Here is a 15,919-nt window from a genome sequence, read left to right as displayed (position 1 = left end):
CCCTGACTCCGACCGCTGCGTCGCGGACCGGTCCGGCTCCGCATCGTGCGCGGCACACGTCCGTGTGTCAACCGGTTGACCGGTGCTCCTCCCCGCCGTCGGGTACCTTGACGGCGTGCCGGCCTACCGCAGAGACGACCCTGCGCTCGTGCAGATGGAACTCAAGGCCGTCCCCCGCGGCAGCGCCGTGTCGGAGGTCGTCCGCCAGCTGACGGGCCTGCTGTCCTCCGGTCAGTTCGCCCCCGGTTCCCGCCTGCCCCCCGAGCGCCAGCTCGCCGAGGAACTCGGCGTCGGCCGCTCCGCCGTCCGCGAGGCACTGGCCGCCCTCGACGTCCTCGGCATCGTCACCGTGCGCCCCGGCTCGGGAACCTACCTGCGCGACAGCATGTCCGAACTCCTGCCGACCACGCTGAGCTGGGGACTCATGCTCTCGGCCAAGCACACCTCGCAGCTCTCCGAGGTGCGCAGCGCCCTCGAGGTGCACGCGGCGGCGCTCGCCGCGGACCGCATCGACGACGACGGCGTCGAGACCCTGCGCACCTCGCTGGAGCAGATGGAGGCGAACCTCGACGACCTCCCGGCCTTCGTGGAGGCCGACGCGCTGTTCCACGTCACCATCGCCCGCTCCTCCGGCAACGACGTCCTGGGCGATCTCCTGCAGACGACGCGCAGCCTGCTGCGGCTGTGGGTGGACCGCGGGCTGCGCCGCCGGGAACAGGCCGAGACCGCCTGCGTGGAGCACCGCGCCGTGTACGAGGCCGTCGCGGCCCGCGACGCGCACCGCGCGGAAGCGGCGATGCGGACGCACATGCGCACCGCCGGCAGCCGGGTCGAGCACTCCGACGAGGACAACGCCACGCCCTCCGACGCACAGACGTAACCGGCAGGTAACACGGAAGGTCTTTCCCCCCGCCTCAGGAGTCACCACAGTCACAGGTGACCCATCCTGATGCGGAGGAACCTCGTGATCGACCTGGCAACTCTGAGCGAAGAAGCTCTCGACACCCTCATCACCACCCGGCTCGCCCTGGCCGGTGTCGACCTGGCGCAACTCCCCGAGGTCGCCGACCCGGCGACCGGGGTCCCGACCCGCGCCGCGGCCCTGGAGTCGCTGCGCGCGTTCCTCGTGCAGACCGTGCCGCAGCTCAACGCCTGGGAACCGCCCGTCGCCTCCCCCGAGGCGGCGCAGCAGGCCGCCGCCCCGCTGCTGTACCCCTCGATCGCCACCGCCTGGGCCCCCGGGTCGGAAGGGAGTGTCGCGTGAGCCGCGCCCTGAACCGCCGGACGTTCCTCGCCGCCTCCGGTGGGGCCACGTTCGCGGCCGCTGCCGCGGTGTCGCCCACCGCCCAGGCCGCGCCCGACGTGACGTTGCGCGCGGCCGCCGTGGACGACCCCACCGAGGCGACCATCGCCGAAGCCCTGACGATGCTGCGGGCCGGCACCCTGTCCGCGACCGAACTCGTCCAGACCCACCTCGACCGGATCGACCGGTTCGACGACACCTACCAGGCGTTCAACACCGTGACCGCCGACAGCGCACTGGCGAAGGCCGCCGAGGTGGACGCCCGGGGCGACGTGCGGCGGGCGTTGTCCGGGATCCCGCTGTGCATCAAGGACAACTACTGGACCGCGGGCGTGCGGACCACCGCGAACTCCCGGATCTTCGCCGACTTCGTCCCCGACACCGACGCGACGGCGGTCTCGCGGCTCACCGCGGCCGGCGGGATCGTCCTCGGCAAGGGACAGATGGGCCCGCTCGCCACGACCCGCGCGACGACCCCCGCCGGGGTCGTCACGACGGTCAACGCCTGGACCCCCGAGGACGTCACCGTGGACCCGGGCGGTTCCTCGACCGGACCTGCGACCTCGGTGGCGGGCCGGCTGGCGACGAGTTCCATCGGGACCCAGACCGGCGGCAGCATCACCGAACCGTCGCGCCAGCAGAACCTCACGGGTCTCAAACCGACGATGGGCCGTACCTCGATCCACGGCATCATCCCGTTGTCCTTCACCCGCGACCACTCCGGTCCGCTGGCCCGGGACGCCATGGACGCGGCGATCGTGCTGTCGGTGCTGGCCGGCCCGGACCCGCTGGACCCGCGGACGCTGGGGTTGCCGAAGGTGCCCGACCTGGTGACGGCGGCGACGCCCGTCTACGGCACCCGAGGGGTCGAGCTGCGCCGGGCCACCCGGATCGGGGTCCCGGGCGACTTCTTCGCCGACCTCACCCCGGAGGTCGCCGCCGCCCGCCAGAGCTTCCTCGACCGCGTGGCGGCCGTCCCGGGAGTCACCCTCGTGGACGTCACCTACCCGACCGACTGGGAACTGCTCACGGGAGCCTTCAACGCGATCCGGCTCTCCGAGCGCACCGAGCCGTTCCGGCACTGGCTGCGCCAGGACCTGTCGCTGTTCGGAGTGAGTTCGCTGTCCTGGCTGCAGGGCCTGCTGCTCTCCGGGGACGAGTGGATCACCGGGCAGCGTGCCAAGACGTGGCTGTTGCAGGAACTGTTCTCGGGGTTGTTCACGCAGTGCGACGTGGTGCTGCAGACCTCGCCGGTGCCCTTCGACATCCTCGGCCTGCCCGAGATCGCGTTCCCGATCGGCGAGGCGCCGGCCTACGACGGCGGGCCGCTCGCCCCGGTCGGCGTCATCCTCGGCGGCCAGCCCTACGAGGAGGACCGGTTGCTGCAGGTCGCCGCCGCGCACCAGGCGGTCTCGGACTTCCACCTGCGCCGCCCCGTCGACCCGGCACCGGTGCGGCTGCTCAGCTCGGCTGCACTGCAGTTGGACGCGGCCACCGTCGCCCGCACCGCCCAATGACGAAACCCGCGGTGGTCGAGCACGTCGAGTGCTCCACCACCGCGGGGTCAGGGGTGTCGGGAGGTCAGAACTCCCAGTCGGCGTCCTCGGTGGCGACGGCCTTGCCGATGACGTAGCTGGAACCGGAACCCGAGAAGAAGTCGTGGTTCTCGTCGGCGTTGGGCGACAGGGCCGAGAGGATCGACGGGTCGACCTTCGTCATGTCGGAGGGGAACATCCCCTCGTAGCCGAGGTTCATCAGCGCCTTGTTGGCGTTGTAGTGCAGGAACGTCTTGACGTCCTCGGTGAGACCGACACCGTCGTAGAGGTCGGCGGTGTACTTGCACTCGTTGTCGTAGAGCTCGTAGAGCAGCTCGAAGGCGTAGTCCTTGATCTCGTCGCGCCTGGCCTGGTCGACGAGTTCCAGACCGCGCTGGAACTTGTAGCCGATGTAGTACCCGTGCACGGCCTCGTCCCGGATGATCAACCGGATGAGGTCGGCGGTGTTGGTCAGCTGCGCGCGGGACGAGAAGTGCATCGGCAGGAAGAAGCCCGAGTAGAAGAGGAAGGACTCCAGCAGGGTGGAGGCGACCTTCCGCTTCAGCGGGTCCTCACCGCGGTAGTACTCCATGACGATGGAGGCCTTGCGCTGCAACGCCTCGTTGTCCTCGGACCAGCCGAACGCCTCGTCGATCTCGCGGGTGGTGGCCAGCGTCGAGAAGATCGAGGAGTAGCTGCGCGCGTGGACCGACTCCATGAACGAGATGTTCGTGTAGACGGCTTCCTCGTGCGGGGTGAGGGAGTCGGGGATCAGCGAGACCGCCCCGACGGTGCCCTGGATCGTGTCCAGCAGGGTCAGACCAGTGAAGACGCGCAGCGTCAGCGTGCGCTCCTCGGGGCTGAGGTTCTGCCACGACTGCACGTCGTTGGACAACGGGACCTTCTCCGGCAACCAGAAGTTGCTCGTGAGGCGGTTCCAGATCTCCAGGTCCTTGTCGTCCTGGAGGCGGTTCCAGTTGATCGCGTTGACGCGGTCGACGAGCTTCAGCTTTTCCATCGTTCCCTCTTCTCGCGGCTGCAGCTGCTCAGAGCATGCAGCTGACGCAGCCCTCGACCTCGGTGCCCTCGAGGGCCATCTGCCGGATCCGGATGTAGTAGATCGTCTTGATGCCCTTGCGCCACGCGTAGATCTGAGCACGGTTGATGTCACGGGTGCTGGCGGTGTCCTTGAAGAACAGCGTCAGGGACAGACCCTGGTCGACGTGCTGCGTCGCCGCGGCGTAGGTGTCGATGATCTTCTCGGGGCCGATCTCGTAGGCGTCGGCGTAGTACTCCAGGTTGTCGTTTGTCATGAACGGCGCCGGGTAGTACACGCGGCCGAGCTTGCCCTCCTTGCGGATCTCGATCTTCGAGGCGATCGGGTGGATCGAGGAGGTCGAGTTGTTGATGTAGCTGATCGAACCCGTCGGCGGCACGGCCTGGAGGTTCTGGTTGAAGATGCCGTGCTCGACGACGGAGGCCTTCAGCTCGGCCCACTCCGCCCGGGTCGGCAGGGCGATGCCCGCCCGGGAGAACAGCTCCGCGACGCGCTCGGTGGCCGGCAGGAAGTCGGTCTCGAGGTACTTGTCGAAGAAGGTGCCGTCGGCGTACTTCGAGTTCTCGAAGCCCTCGAAGGTCTCGCCGCGTTCGATGGCGATCAGGTTGCTGGCGCGCAGGGCGTGGAACAGCACCGCCGCGAAGTACACGTTGGTGAAGTCCAGGCCCTCCTCGCTGCCGTAGTGGACGCGCTCGCGGGCGAGGTAGCCGTGCAGGTTCATCTGGCCGAGGCCGATGGCGTGCGACTTCGAGTTGCCGTAGGCGATCGAGGGCACCGACTGGATGTCGCTGGCGATCGACACCGCGGTCAGCGCACGCACGGCCGTCTCGACCGAGCGGCCGAGGTTCCCGCCGTCCATGGCCAGGGCGATGTTCAGCGAGCCCAGGTTGCAGGAGATGTCCTTGCCGATCTCGGCGTAGGTCAGGTCCTCGGCCAGCGTGCTGGGCGTGTTGACCTGCAGGATCTCGGAGCAGAGGTTCGACATGTTGATGCGGCCGGCGATCGGGTTGGCCTTGTTCACCGTGTCCTCGAACACGATGTAGGGGTAGCCCGACTCGAACTGCAGTTCCGCGAGGGTCTGGAAGAACTCGCGGGCGTTGATCTGCGTCTTGCGGATGCGGTCGTCGGCGACCATCTCGCGGTAGCGCTCGCTGACGGGGATGTCGCCGAAGGGCTTGCCGTACACGCGCTCCACGTCGTACGGGGAGAACAGGTGCATCGGCTCGTTGTTCTTCGCGAGCTCGAACGTGATGTCCGGGACGACGACCCCGAGGCTCAGGGTCTTGATGCGGATCTTCTCGTCGGCGTTCTCGCGCTTGGTGTCGAGGAACCGCAGGATGTCCGGGTGGTGCGCGGAGAGGTACACCGCACCCGCGCCCTGACGCGCACCGAGCTGGTTGGCGTAGGAGAAGGAGTCCTCGAGGAGCTTCATCACGGGGATGACGCCCGAGGACTGGTTCTGGATGCGCTTGATGGGGGCGCCGTACTCGCGGATGTTGCTCAGCAGCAGGGCGACGCCGCCACCGCGCTTGGAGAGCTGCAGGGCGGAGTTGATGCCGCGCCCGATGGACTCCATGTCGTCCTCGATGCGCAGCAGGAAGCACGAGACGAGCTCACCGCGGGAGGACTTGCCGGCGTTGAGGAACGTCGGGGTGGCGGGCTGGAAGCGGCCCGCGATGACCTCGTCGACGACCGCGGTGGCCAGCGCCTCGTCACCGACGGCGAGGGTGAGGGCGGTCATGACGGCGCGGTCCTCGAAGTTCTCGAGGTACTCCTTGCCGTCGAAGCTCTTGAGCGCGTAGCTCGTGTAGTACTTGAAGGCCCCGAGGAAGGTGGCGAACCGGAACTTCGCGGCGTGCGCGTGGTCGGTCAGCGACCGCACGAACTCCGGGGAGTACTGGTCGAGCACGTGCTGCTCGTAGTAGCCGTTGTCGACCATGTGCGCGAGACGCGCCTCGAAGGTCGGGAACTTCCGGGTGCGCGGGTTGACGTGCTGCAGGAAGTACTGCCGCGCCGCCTCGACGTCGGCCTCGAACTGGATCTTCCCGTCCTCGTCCCAGAGGTTCAGCATCGCGTTGAGCGTGTGGTACCCGGGGGAGGTGGGAGCGGGAACGGTCTCCAGCTCGGGGGCGTCGGAGGTGAGGGTCACAGCGAGTCCAATCCGTCGCGCACACGGCGCACGTCGTCGGGAGTCCCGAAGAGTTCGAAGCGGTACAGGTGGGGCACCTTGCACTTGACGGCGACGACGTCACCGGCAGCGGCGTAGTGCTCCCCGAAGTTGGTGTTGCCCGCGCCGATCACGCCTCGGACGAGGCCACGGTTCACGGGGTCGTTGAGGAAGCGGATGACCTGCTTGGGAACCGCTCCCACCCCACCGCCGCCACCGTAGGTGGGGAGGATGAGGACGTAGGGGTCGGTGACGACGAGGGGTTCGTCACGCGCGTGCAGCGGGATCCGCAGGGCCGGCCGCTCCAGCTGGAGCTTGTCGACGAAGCGGTGCGTGTTGCCTGAGACGCTCGAGAAGTAGACGACGCCGGGCTTCACGGTCGTTCCTCCGGACGTGCTCAGACCGAGGCGGTGGCGCGGGCCAGAGCGTCGATGCGGTCGGGACGGAAGCCCGACCAGTGGTCCTCACCGGCGACGACGACGGGCGCCTGGACGTACCCGAGGGAGCGCACCAGCGCCAGCGCGTCGGCGTCCTCCGTCACGTCGACGACCTCGTAGGCGATGCCCTTGCGGTCGAGCGCGCGGTAGGTGGCCTTGCACTGCACGCAGGACGGCGTGCTGTAGACGGTGGTGGTCATCGGGGTGGTCCTTCCCTCGGGTGGTGTCGTGCGGGTCCAGCTGATCGGGCACCAGGTGGAGCGTGGAATCCGTGTCGGCTGGACGACGCGTCCCGTGCTGCTGGGGTCTCTCAGACACTACCCCTAGGGGGGCGGATGGCAAACCACCACAAGATGGTGTGTGACAAGGATGTTATTCACCTCGTCGGCCGGAGTGGACGGTCACCGACCGTCGCAAGCCTCTGACCTGCGGTTCTACCTGTTCGTCACCCGCCTGGCGGGCACCCGTCGTCAGTAGAGATGCACGCAGCGTGACCGGCGTGTCGATCTGCGTCGGCGTGTCCTCCACAGGCGTCCACACCTCCGTCCCCAGGACGTCCACACACTCATCCACAACACCTGGGGGCGCTGAACCCTTTCCGCCCCCAGATGTGGGGGTGGCCTGATCCCGGTGAACGCCCCCCGGAGCCGTTCTGAGCCGTTCTGGAGCCGCTCACGGCGATCACGGCACGGATCCCGCCGGCCTCCCCGCCCCCACCCGTGATCTTGCTGGGAGTCCCAGCGAGATCACGGATGGGTGAGGGCGGGTCAGCCAGCGAGCCGCCGCACGCCGACGCCCTGGCGGCGGACAAGGGTGCCGCACCGCACTCTGCGGTGCCGTCGTGGTCTTGACGCCGCGTCCGCACGGCAGGAGCCTGACGCCGGGACGGCTCCCGCTCCCGGACCCGACGAGGACGTCGAGGAGAACCGTTTGCCCGCCACCGACGCGGTGCTCGCCTACACGCGCGTGCTGGCCCCGCCCACGCACCGCAGGATCGTCGCCGCGGGTCTCGTGGCCCGGTTGCCGTTGGCCGTGCTGGGGTTCGCCGCCCTGCTCCACGTCCAGCAGCGCACCGGCTCCTTCGCCCTCGCGGGAACGGTCTCGGGGGTGCTCGCCGCCGCCAACGCCGCCGCCGGCCCCCTCCTCGGCCGCCTCGGCGACCGCCGCGGGCAGGCCCGGGTCCTGCTCGGGGCCGCGGTCGTCAACGTCGTCGGGTGAGCGCCCTGGTCGTGCTCGCGGCACCCGGGGTCGCGCGGGGCTGGCTGCTGCTCGCCGCCGCCGTCGCCGGGGCGGGTGTCCCCCCGGTCGGCTCGTTCACCCGGGCCCGCTGGTCGCGCCTGCTGGGTGGCGACCGCCCCCGGTTGAACACGGCGTTCGCCCTGGAGTCGGTGCTGGACCAGCTCGTCTGGGTCGGAGGGCCGGCCGCGGCGTCGTTCCTGGCCGCCGCCGTCGCTCAGGTCTGGGGGTTGTGGGCGACCTGCGCGGCGGGCGTCACGGGGACGGTCCTGCTCGCGGCCAAGCGCTCCAGCGACCCGCGGGGCGGAACCCCGGGCGCGCCGCGGCGACGCCGCTGGGAGCTGCCCTCGGTGCCGGTCGGGACCCGGGCCCTGATGGTCGCGGGCACCGCCGTCGGGGTGACCTTCGGCCTGGCCGACCTCAGTGCCGTGGCCCTCGCCCGGGAGGCCGGCGCGCCGGAACTGGCCGGCACCGTGCTCGGGGCCGGGGCCCTCGGCGCGGTCTGCGGTGGCCTCGTCGTCGGCGCGCGGCGCCCGCCCGAGGACCCCCGGCGGGGGTTGACGGCCGCGGCGGCGCTGTTCCTGCTCGGCTACGGTCCGCTGGCGCTGGCCCCGGGACTCGCGTGGATCATCGTCATCAGCTTCGTCGCCGGCACCACGTTCGCCCCGCTGAGCGTCGCCGCCAACCGGCTGCTCGAGGCGTCCAGCCCCGCGCACCGGCTGACCGAGACCCTGGCCCTCTTCAGCGCCACCCTCGTCATCGGCACGGCGCTCGGCTCCGGGCTCGGCGGCCGACTCGTCGACCACGGCGGTGCGCGCTTCTCCTACCTGTTCACCGCACCCGTCGCCGCCCTGCCGGTGATCGCCGTCGGCCTCGCCGTCCTGGCCCGCCGTTCGGGCCGAGCGGTCAGAACCGTCGGTTGAGCAGGACCGGGAGGACCGCGCGGACGTCGTCGGCGAGCGCCGGGTCGAGGTCGACGACGAGGCGGCCCGGTTCCTCCCCCAGCTCCGCGAGGAGCTCACCGTCCGGGGAGACGACGAGGCTGTGCCCCACGCCGGTCGGCGCCCCGCCGTGGTCCTCGGTGGCCAGCGCCTGCCCGCAGGCCACCACGAAGGAGGTCGAGTCCAGCGCCCGGGCGCGGGCGAGCAGTCGCCACTGCTCGACCTTGCCGGGCCCGGCCCCCCAGGAGGCCGAGACCACGACGATCCGGGCCCCGGACCCGGCGAGGTGGGTGAACAACCCCGGGAAGCGCAGGTCGTAGCAGGTGGTCAGCCCGACGCCGACCCCGTCGACGTCGAGCAGGACGGGTTCCGCCCCCGGTTCGACGGTGTCGGACTCGGCGAAGCCGAACGCGTCGTAGAGGTGGACCTTGTCGTAGTCGGCGTGGATCCCGCCGCCCCGGGCGAAGAGGGTGTTGCGCACCCGCCCCCGCGAACCGGGGGTGAAACCACCCGCGACGACGGTGAGGCCGGCCGCGTCGGCGATCTCCGTCAACGCGCTCGCCCACGGTCCGTCGGCGGGCTGGGCCACCGGCGCCAGCGGAACCCCGAACCGGCACATCGTCGCCTCCGGGAGGACGAGCAACCGGGCGCCGGCCGCGGCGGCGGCCGCCACCTCCTCGCGGACCAGTTCGAGGTTCGCGGCGGGATCGGCGGAGCTGGAGATCTGGGCCAGGGCGATGCGCACGCCCCAACCCTGCCGCACGGACGGTCGCAGTGGGAACCGGGGAGATCAGGGGGAGGAACTCAGGGGGTGACGCGTCGAGCCGTCGAGCGCCGCACGACGAGTTCCGGCTCGAAGACGATCTGCTGGGCCGGCCGACCTTCCACCTGGGCCAGCAGCAGTTCCACGGCCGTGCGTCCGAGGAGTTCCCGGGGCTGGCGCACCGAGGTCAGCGGAACGCTGGCGGTCGCCGCGAAACCGATGTCGTCGTAGCCCACGAGGGCGAGTTCGTCGGGAACCCGGACCCCCCGCCGCACGCACTCGTTGAGGACCCCGAGGGCCATCAGGTCGTTGGTGCAGAACACGGCGGTGGCCCGTTCCCCGGGCGGGGAGGCGAGGATCTGCGCGGCGGCCTGCGAACCGGCCCGGACCGAGAGCCCCGTGGCGTTGACGACCTCGACGGTCCCCGCCGCACCGACGGCCTCCCGCACCCCGCGCAGCCGTTCCTCGACCTGGCGCAACGGTGTCGCGACCCCCACGTAGGCGATGTGGCGGTGCCCCGCACCGATGAGGTGCTCCCCCGCGAGCCGCCCGCCGAGGACGTCGTCGACGGCCACCGAGGACTGCCCCGGGCTGGCGGCCCCCCGGTCGACGAGCACGACGGGCGTGCCGTGGTCACGGACCTCCGAGAGAGCTGCGCTCGGTGCGTCGTGGACGGGGGTCAGCAGCACCCCGAGCACCCGCTGCTGGTCGAGGCGGCGCAGGTGACGCGCCTCCCGGTCGGCGGAGTTCGCGCTGTTGCACATGACGACCAGCGAGTCGTGCCGTTCGGCGAGCTCCTCGGCACCGGCGATGACGTCGGTGAAGAAGGGGTTGGCGACGTCGAGCACGACCATCGCGATCGTCCGGCTGACCCCGGCCCGCAGCTGGCGGGCGGACTCGTTGCGGACGAAGCCGAGTTCGGCGATCGCGTCGAGGACGCGGGTGCGGAGTCCCTCGGAGACGACCTCGGGTCGGTTGAGGACGTTGCTCACCGTCCCCAGCGACACCCCGGCGCGCCGGGCGACCTCCTTGACCGTCGCCATCCGGGCAGGATGTCACCTCCGCGGCCGGCGCTCGGCACAGGACCGCGGGCGTGGCGCGCTCCTGGTCCGCGGATCAGTCCAGGTGGAAGTACTCCACGAGCCGCTCCCGGGGCCGGTCCTCCCCGGTGGCCGCGGCGCTGGGCTGGAAGTACCTCCCCATCGCCTGCTCCCAGCGGGCCGACACGTCCTCGCGGTCCATCGCCGCCGTCGTCGCCGCGAAGTCGTCGGTCTCGCAGTACCCCACGACCAGGCCGTCGGCCTCGCGGAGGAAGAGGGAGTAGTTGCGCCACCCGGTCCGGGTCAACGCCTCGAGCACCTCCGGCCACACCTCGCGGTGGACCTCCAGGTACTCCGGCAACGTCTCCGGCCGCAGGTGCAGCAGGAAGCAGGCTCGTTCACTCACGCGGGTTCCTCCGGAGGAGCGGTCGACGGTGACCGGACTCGTTGACACGATTCACGGCGAGGCTCCGGCAGTCTGGGCGAGCCCTCCCGGACCGTCAAGCCGTCGGTGGGTGGCCGGGCGGTCCGCGATCCGTCCCGACGAGGGGTCAAGCCCGGCCCCGGGGCAGCCGATCACTGAACCGTGAGCGACACCTTCCGCCTCGTGACCCGCAGCGACTTCGACGGGCTGGTCTGCGCCGTCCTGCTGCGCCAGCTCGACCTCGTCGACGAGATCACCTTCGTGCACCCCAAGGACGTGCAGGACGGGGTCGTCGAGATCTCGAGCCGGGACATCCTCACGAACCTGCCCTACGACCCGCGCGCGCACCTGGTGTTCGACCACCACCACTCCGAGACGCTGCGCAACGGCGAACGCGCCAACCACGTCATCGACGCGGACGCACCGTCGGCGGCCCGGGTGGTCTTCGACCACTACGGCGGCGCGGACCGCTTCCCGAAGATCTCGGACGAGTTGATGCGCGCCGTCGACCAGGCCGACTCGGCGCAGTACTCCGTCGAGGAGATCCTCCAGCCGTCCGGCTGGACCCTGCTGAACTTCCTCATGGACTCGCGCACCGGTCTGGGCCGCTTCCGCGACTTCCGGATCTCCAACTACCAGTTGATGATGCAGCTCATCGACATCTGCATCGAGTACCAGGACGTCGAGGAGATCCTCGCGCTGCCCGACGTCGCGGAGCGCGTCGAGCTGTTCCACGCCCAGGCCGAGCTGTTCGAGGCCCAGCTGGAACGCGTCACGACCCTGCACGGCGACGTCGCCGTCCTGGACCTGCGCGAGGAGGAGACGATCCACGCCGGGAACCGGTTCTTCATCTACGCGATGTACCCGCAGGCGCGGGTCTCGATGCACGTGCTGTGGGGCAAGGCGAAGATGAACACCGTCTTCGCGATCGGCAAGTCGATCGTCGACCGCACCTCCCCCGTCGACGTCGGCGCCGTGTGCCTGGAGTACGGGGGCGGCGGTCACCTGGCCGCGGGGACCTGCCAGGTCCCGCACACCGACTCCGTCCGCGTCCTCGACGAACTGGTCGGGAAGCTCCGCGCCGAGCGCTGAGGTTTCCCGTGATCACGATGTGGGGTACACACGTCGTGCGGTGGGGTCGGGCGTCTGGAGGGGCGAGCGGGGCGGTCACGTCCGACGCGGTGGAACTCCCGGGGTGACACCTGTCCACCGGTCACGCGAACCCGGCCCCACCGTCCGCCCCGTGCCCGGTCCCCGTCCACGCTGGTGAACGCCGAGCAGCCCCGGTCCTCCCGGACCGCCGGCTGCCACCCCTCTAGACTCGCGGTCTGGAGGTGGGACCGGTGACGACGCAGGACACCGAGGCCGAACAGCAGGAGTCCGACGCAGGCCGCGGGCCGGTGAAGTCCGCCGAGCGGACGGTCCGGATCCTGCAGGCCCTCGCCGAACCGCCGTACGTGCTGACCGTCGCGCAACTGCAGGAACGCACGGGCTACCCGCGCTCCAGCCTGCACGCGCTGCTGCGGACGCTCGTCGACCTCGACTGGATCGAGCCACCCACGGGGGGCGCGACGGGGGCGGGCGGGTACGGGATCGGCGCGCAGGCCCTGCTCACCGGCACCGCCTACCTGGACCGCGACCCGGCGCTGCCACCGGCCATCGCCGCCATCGAGGCCGTCCGGGACGAGAGCCGGTGCACGACCCACATCGCGCGCCTCGAGGGGGGCAGCGTCGTGTACCTCGCGACCCGCGAGGCCGCCGACGCCCACCGCGGACACTCCCGGGTGGGCCGTCTCCTGCCCGCCTACGCGACGTCACTGGGCAAGGCGCTGCTCGCCGAACGGAGCGCCGCGGAACTCGACGCCCTGCTCCCCGGCGACGTCCTGCCCCCGCTCACCCCGGACACGGTGTCGAGCCGGGCCGCGCTCGACGAGGAACTCGCCGCCGTCCGCCGTCGCGGTTGGGCCGTGGAACGGGGACAGAACCTGCCCGGGACGGTCTGCGTCGGGGTCCGCGTCGAGTACCGCATCCCCGCGACCGACGCGATCAGTTGCAGCCTGCCCGCCGAGATCGCGACGGAGGAGGAGGTCGAGCGGGTCGCGGAGATCCTCACCCGGCACGCCGGCGCGCTCGCCCGGCACCTCCGCTCCGTCGGGATCCGCTGACGCCGCAACCCCTGGGGTGGTGGCCGACCCACCTGGACCGGGGTTCGGCGGCGACTCGCCACGACCGGGGAACTCACGGCCCGGGTCGGTGTCGCGGCACGAACCTGAACAACCCGGCGGCGGCCCCGACCGCCAGCACCGCAACGCCTCCGGTCGCCACGACGAGGCTCCCCGCACCGGCCAGGACCCCCACCAGCAACGGGCCGGAGGCGGCACCCGCGTCGGTCACCAGTCGCCACGCCCCGAGGAACACCGCCCGTCCCCCCGGAGGGGCCGCGTCAGCGCCCAGCGTCATCACCAACCCGGCGCCCATGCCGTTGCCGAAGCCGAGGACCACCCCGACCAGGGCCACCGTCCAGGCGGTGTGCGTGAACGGGAGCAGCACGTGCCCGAGCGCGAGGACGAGCATCGAGGGAACTCCCACGGCCGCCCGGCCGAAGCGGTCCATCACCGAACCCGCCGGGTAGAAGAGCAGCATGTCGACGGCACCGGACACTCCCGCGACGAGGCTGGTCGTGGTGGCGTCGAGGCCGATGTGGTCGCACCACAGGGGCAGGACGGTCTGGCGCGACTGGCGCACGGCCTGGACGGCGAGCGCCGCGACGCCGAGGGTGGCGAGGACCCTCGCGTGGGAACGCAGGACCTCGCGCAGCGTCGGGGCCGGTCCGTGCCGGGACTCCTCGAGTTCCGGGTCCGGCAGCAGCAGGACGACTCCGGCGGCCAGCAGGACGGCGATGCCGGCGACGACGTAGGAACCCCGGAGCCCGAACAGCGCGCTCCCGCCGGCGCCGAGGAACGGTCCGACGAAGGTGCCGATCCGGCCCACCCCGCCGAGCGTCGACAACGCCCGCGCCCGCAGGTGGACGGGCGCGGCCGCGGTCAGGAAGGACTGCCGGGCGAGGCTCCAGACGGCGGCGGCCAGCCCGAGGGCGAGGACGCAGAGCGCGAGCACGGCCTCACCGGGGGCGAACACCGCCCCGGTGAGTGCGGCGGCGGAGACGAGAGCGGCCAGCAGCATCGCGGTCCGTTCCCCGGACCGGGCGACCAGCGCCCCGGCCGGCAGCGCCCCCGCGACCTGCCCGACCCCGAGGAGGGCGACGAGGAACGCGGACACCGCGACGGAGGCGCCGAGGTCGCGGGCGGTGAGGGGCAGGACGGGGAGGACGGCCCCCTGACTGGTGCTGAACAACGCGGCCGGGGCGTAGATCGCCGCGAGCGAACGCCAGGGGACCTCGCGGCTCGGCATCCGGCAACGATCCCAGACGGTTCCGCACGACGAACCTCGCCCCTCCGGGAGTGGACCGTTGACGCATCGGGCCAAACCTGTTGGCCTGATGCGTCAACGGTCCACTCCCCGGAGGGGTCGGGTGGGGTGAGGGCGTCAGCGGGCGAGGGCGGGCCGGGCCGCGACCGAGGGGATCCGGGTGACGGTGCCGGCGCGGACCAGCATCCCGGCGGCACGGCCGAGGAGCATCCCCAGCACCGAGAAGACGATCCCGTTGGTGATGACGGCGGTGATGTCGTCCAGCGCGACGCCGTGCCCGTAGAGCCAGGTGCCCACGTCCTGCCCGAACCAGTGCTGCGCGCCGTAGCTGAAGGCGAAGCGGACGGCGCAGGCGGCGATCCAGAAGGCGAAGTAGGCCGTACCGGCGCGGGTGACGGCCTGCCCGGTCGTCTCGTCCCGGCCGACCCGGGCGAGCAGCGCGGCCCCGGTCCCCACGAGGAGACCGAGGACCGCCCCGGCGGCCTCGACGGCGAGTCCGGTGCCGCCGGTGACGAGGTGCGCCGTGAAGAACAGGGCGATCGGGACGCCCACGAGCAGGGGGCGCAGCACCCGCCCCCGGCCCACCGGGCGGACGCCGCGGTCGAAGAGGAGCGTCGAGACGATCATGACGAGGGCGATGACGAGGGCGGTGGTGAGAGACATGGTCCGGCCTTCCGTGGGGTGTTCGGCGGTGTTCCCTGCAACACCTCGAGGTTCGCCCGGCGGGGCGCCCCACGTCGTCCACCGCCGAACCGATCCGGGGTGGAACCCGGGTGGAGACGGTCTCCACCCGGGACCCCGCCGCCCGGTCGTCCGCTCGCCGTCAGAGGCCCTCGTAGGCCCGTCGCGGGATCTGGGTGGCGAGTTTCCCGCCGGAGACGTCGACGAGGGTGCCGGTGATGTAGCCGGCCGCGTCGCTGGCGAGGAAGACGAGCAGGTCGGCGACGTCGTCGGCGCTCTCCCAGCGGCGCAGGGACAACGTGTCGAGCAGTTCGTCGGCCTTCTCGGGCGGGAGTTCGGCGAAACCGTTCATCGCGGTCGGGATCATCCCCGGTGCGTAGGCGTTCACGGTGATGTTCCACGGCCCGAGTTCGGAGGCCAGGACGCGGGTGAACTGCACGACGGCCGCCTTGGACGCCGCGTAGGCGGCACTGCCGACGCTCGGCACGATGGCCGCGAAGGAGGCGGCGTTGATGATCCGCCCCTTCCCGGCGCGTTTCATGACCTCGGCGACCGCCTGGCTGACGAGGAAGACCCCGCCGACGTTGACGTCGAAGCAGCGCCGCCAACCGTCCCAGGTGAGGTCCGCGACCCGACCGTCGACGTTGATCCCGGCGTTGTTCACGAGGACGTCGATCGTCCCGGAACGGCGCACGACCTCCTCGACCGCGGCGGTCACGGAGGCGGGGTCGGTCACGTCGCAGACGATCTCGGTCACCCCGTCCTGGGGTTCGAAGGCGCGGTCGAGACCGACGACCTGCGCGCCCTCCGCGACGAAACGGCGGGCGAGGGTGTGCCCGATCCCCCGTCCTGCTCCGGTGACGACGACCACCCGGCCTGCGACGTCGAGGTGCACGGGGTTCTCCT

General features: G+C 71.4%; 17 protein-coding genes. 7 read left to right on the top strand and 10 right to left on the bottom strand.

All coding sequences use genetic code 11. The features are described from left to right. Positions 1-154 precede the first annotated feature (154 nt). From ACFQ46_RS17840 to ACFQ46_RS17830, 3 genes are all read left to right on the top strand, one after another. On the top strand, positions 155-880 hold the full coding sequence (locus ACFQ46_RS17840) for a FadR/GntR family transcriptional regulator (RefSeq protein ID WP_380260980.1): 726 nt from the start codon (positions 155-157) through the stop codon (positions 878-880). Positions 881-964: 84 nt separating this feature from the next. Continuing rightward, a complete protein-coding gene (locus tag ACFQ46_RS17835) occupies positions 965-1,264 on the top strand; it encodes a hypothetical protein (protein ID WP_380260700.1) in 300 nt (99 codons plus the stop codon). Further along, the gene (locus tag ACFQ46_RS17830) at positions 1,261-2,820 is read left to right on the top strand and encodes an amidase (RefSeq protein ID WP_380260699.1); all 1,560 of its coding nucleotides are present in this window, start codon (positions 1,261-1,263) and stop codon (positions 2,818-2,820) included. The genes ACFQ46_RS17835 and ACFQ46_RS17830 overlap by 4 nt, the downstream gene beginning before the upstream one ends. Positions 2,821-2,884: 64 nt before the next feature. Here ACFQ46_RS17830 and nrdF read toward each other — a convergent pair whose 3' ends face one another. The 4 genes from nrdF to nrdH are packed head-to-tail and all read right to left on the bottom strand — an operon-like array spanning position 2,885 to position 6,699. After that, positions 2,885-3,856, bottom strand: coding sequence for a class 1b ribonucleoside-diphosphate reductase subunit beta (nrdF, locus tag ACFQ46_RS17825; protein ID WP_380260698.1), 972 nt, complete (start codon positions 3,854-3,856; stop codon positions 2,885-2,887). Positions 3,857-3,884: 28 nt separating this feature from the next. After that, a complete protein-coding gene (gene nrdE, locus ACFQ46_RS17820; RefSeq protein ID WP_380260697.1) occupies positions 3,885-6,044 on the bottom strand; it encodes a class 1b ribonucleoside-diphosphate reductase subunit alpha in 2,160 nt (719 codons plus the stop codon). Further along, positions 6,041-6,439, bottom strand: a complete 399-nt coding sequence (nrdI, locus tag ACFQ46_RS17815; protein WP_380260696.1) for a class Ib ribonucleoside-diphosphate reductase assembly flavoprotein NrdI — start codon at positions 6,437-6,439, stop codon at positions 6,041-6,043. The genes nrdE and nrdI overlap by 4 nt, the downstream gene beginning before the upstream one ends. 20 nt (positions 6,440-6,459) lie before the next feature. Continuing rightward, positions 6,460-6,699, bottom strand: coding sequence for a glutaredoxin-like protein NrdH (gene nrdH / locus ACFQ46_RS17810; RefSeq protein WP_380260695.1), 240 nt, complete (start codon positions 6,697-6,699; stop codon positions 6,460-6,462). 730 nt (positions 6,700-7,429) lie between these two features. Between nrdH and ACFQ46_RS17805 the strand changes: the two genes are divergently transcribed. Together ACFQ46_RS17805 and ACFQ46_RS17800 are read left to right on the top strand one after the other, a co-directional pair. Further along, complete coding sequence (locus tag ACFQ46_RS17805; RefSeq protein WP_380260693.1) at positions 7,430-7,717, top strand: hypothetical protein; 288 nt, start codon at positions 7,430-7,432, stop codon at positions 7,715-7,717. Further along, positions 7,714-8,658 carry an MFS transporter gene (locus tag ACFQ46_RS17800; protein ID WP_380260692.1) on the top strand — a complete coding sequence of 315 codons (945 nt, stop codon included), beginning with the start codon at positions 7,714-7,716 and terminating at the stop codon, positions 8,656-8,658. Before ACFQ46_RS17805 ends, ACFQ46_RS17800 begins: the two co-directional genes overlap by 4 nt. On the opposite strand, the gene ACFQ46_RS17795 is transcribed toward ACFQ46_RS17800, so the two are convergent. From ACFQ46_RS17795 to ACFQ46_RS17785, 3 genes are all read right to left on the bottom strand, one after another. Next, complete coding sequence (locus ACFQ46_RS17795; protein ID WP_380260691.1) at positions 8,642-9,421, bottom strand: carbon-nitrogen hydrolase family protein; 780 nt, start codon at positions 9,419-9,421, stop codon at positions 8,642-8,644. The genes ACFQ46_RS17800 and ACFQ46_RS17795 overlap by 17 nt on opposite strands. A 59-nt stretch (positions 9,422-9,480) precedes the next feature. Continuing rightward, positions 9,481-10,482, bottom strand: a complete 1,002-nt coding sequence (locus ACFQ46_RS17790; protein WP_380260690.1) for a LacI family DNA-binding transcriptional regulator — start codon at positions 10,480-10,482, stop codon at positions 9,481-9,483. A gap of 73 nt (positions 10,483-10,555) precedes the next feature. Then, positions 10,556-10,885 (bottom strand): L-rhamnose mutarotase, encoded by a 330-nt coding sequence (locus ACFQ46_RS17785; protein ID WP_328292951.1) that lies wholly within the window; start codon positions 10,883-10,885, stop codon positions 10,556-10,558. A 180-nt stretch (positions 10,886-11,065) separates the two neighbouring features. Between ACFQ46_RS17785 and ACFQ46_RS17780 the strand changes: the two genes are divergently transcribed. Further along, positions 11,066-11,995: an exopolyphosphatase gene (locus ACFQ46_RS17780; RefSeq protein WP_380260689.1), complete on the top strand. Its 930-nt coding sequence runs from the start codon at positions 11,066-11,068 to the stop codon at positions 11,993-11,995. Between the two features lie 251 nt (positions 11,996-12,246). Continuing rightward, positions 12,247-13,068: an IclR family transcriptional regulator gene (locus ACFQ46_RS17775; RefSeq protein WP_380260688.1), complete on the top strand. Its 822-nt coding sequence runs from the start codon at positions 12,247-12,249 to the stop codon at positions 13,066-13,068. 73 nt (positions 13,069-13,141) lie between these two features. On the opposite strand, the gene ACFQ46_RS17770 is transcribed toward ACFQ46_RS17775, so the two are convergent. The 3 genes from ACFQ46_RS17770 to ACFQ46_RS17760 all read right to left on the bottom strand — a co-directional run bounded on the left by ACFQ46_RS17770 (position 13,142) and on the right by ACFQ46_RS17760 (position 15,908). Further along, the gene (locus tag ACFQ46_RS17770; RefSeq protein WP_380260687.1) at positions 13,142-14,314 is read right to left on the bottom strand and encodes an MFS transporter; all 1,173 of its coding nucleotides are present in this window, start codon (positions 14,312-14,314) and stop codon (positions 13,142-13,144) included. 135 nt (positions 14,315-14,449) lie between these two features. Beyond that, positions 14,450-14,995, bottom strand: a complete 546-nt coding sequence (locus tag ACFQ46_RS17765) for a hypothetical protein (RefSeq protein WP_380260686.1) — start codon at positions 14,993-14,995, stop codon at positions 14,450-14,452. Between the two features lie 160 nt (positions 14,996-15,155). Next, positions 15,156-15,908 carry an SDR family NAD(P)-dependent oxidoreductase gene (locus ACFQ46_RS17760; protein WP_328292956.1) on the bottom strand — a complete coding sequence of 251 codons (753 nt, stop codon included), beginning with the start codon at positions 15,906-15,908 and terminating at the stop codon, positions 15,156-15,158. Positions 15,909-15,919: the final 11 nt, after the last annotated feature.

This window comes from Kineococcus sp. GCM10028916 (genome assembly GCF_042674865.1).
Lineage (GTDB): Bacteria > Actinomycetota > Actinomycetes > Actinomycetales > Kineococcaceae > Kineococcus.
The sequence above is the reverse complement of the archived record's forward strand: the minus strand, read 5'-3'. Positions and strand labels throughout refer to the sequence as shown.

Coding starts and splice junctions, on each gene's coding strand:
- ACFQ46_RS17840 (WP_380260980.1), top strand. CDS start 155: ATGGAACTCAAGGCCGTCCCCCGCGGCAGCGCCGTGTCGGAGGTCGTC.
- ACFQ46_RS17770 (WP_380260687.1), bottom strand. CDS start 14,314: ATGCCGAGCCGCGAGGTCCCCTGGCGTTCGCTCGCGGCGATCTACGCC.
- ACFQ46_RS17765 (WP_380260686.1), bottom strand. CDS start 14,995: ATGTCTCTCACCACCGCCCTCGTCATCGCCCTCGTCATGATCGTCTCG.
- nrdH (WP_380260695.1), bottom strand. CDS start 6,699: ATGACCACCACCGTCTACAGCACGCCGTCCTGCGTGCAGTGCAAGGCC.
- ACFQ46_RS17790 (WP_380260690.1), bottom strand. CDS start 10,482: ATGGCGACGGTCAAGGAGGTCGCCCGGCGCGCCGGGGTGTCGCTGGGG.
- nrdF (WP_380260698.1), bottom strand. CDS start 3,856: ATGGAAAAGCTGAAGCTCGTCGACCGCGTCAACGCGATCAACTGGAAC.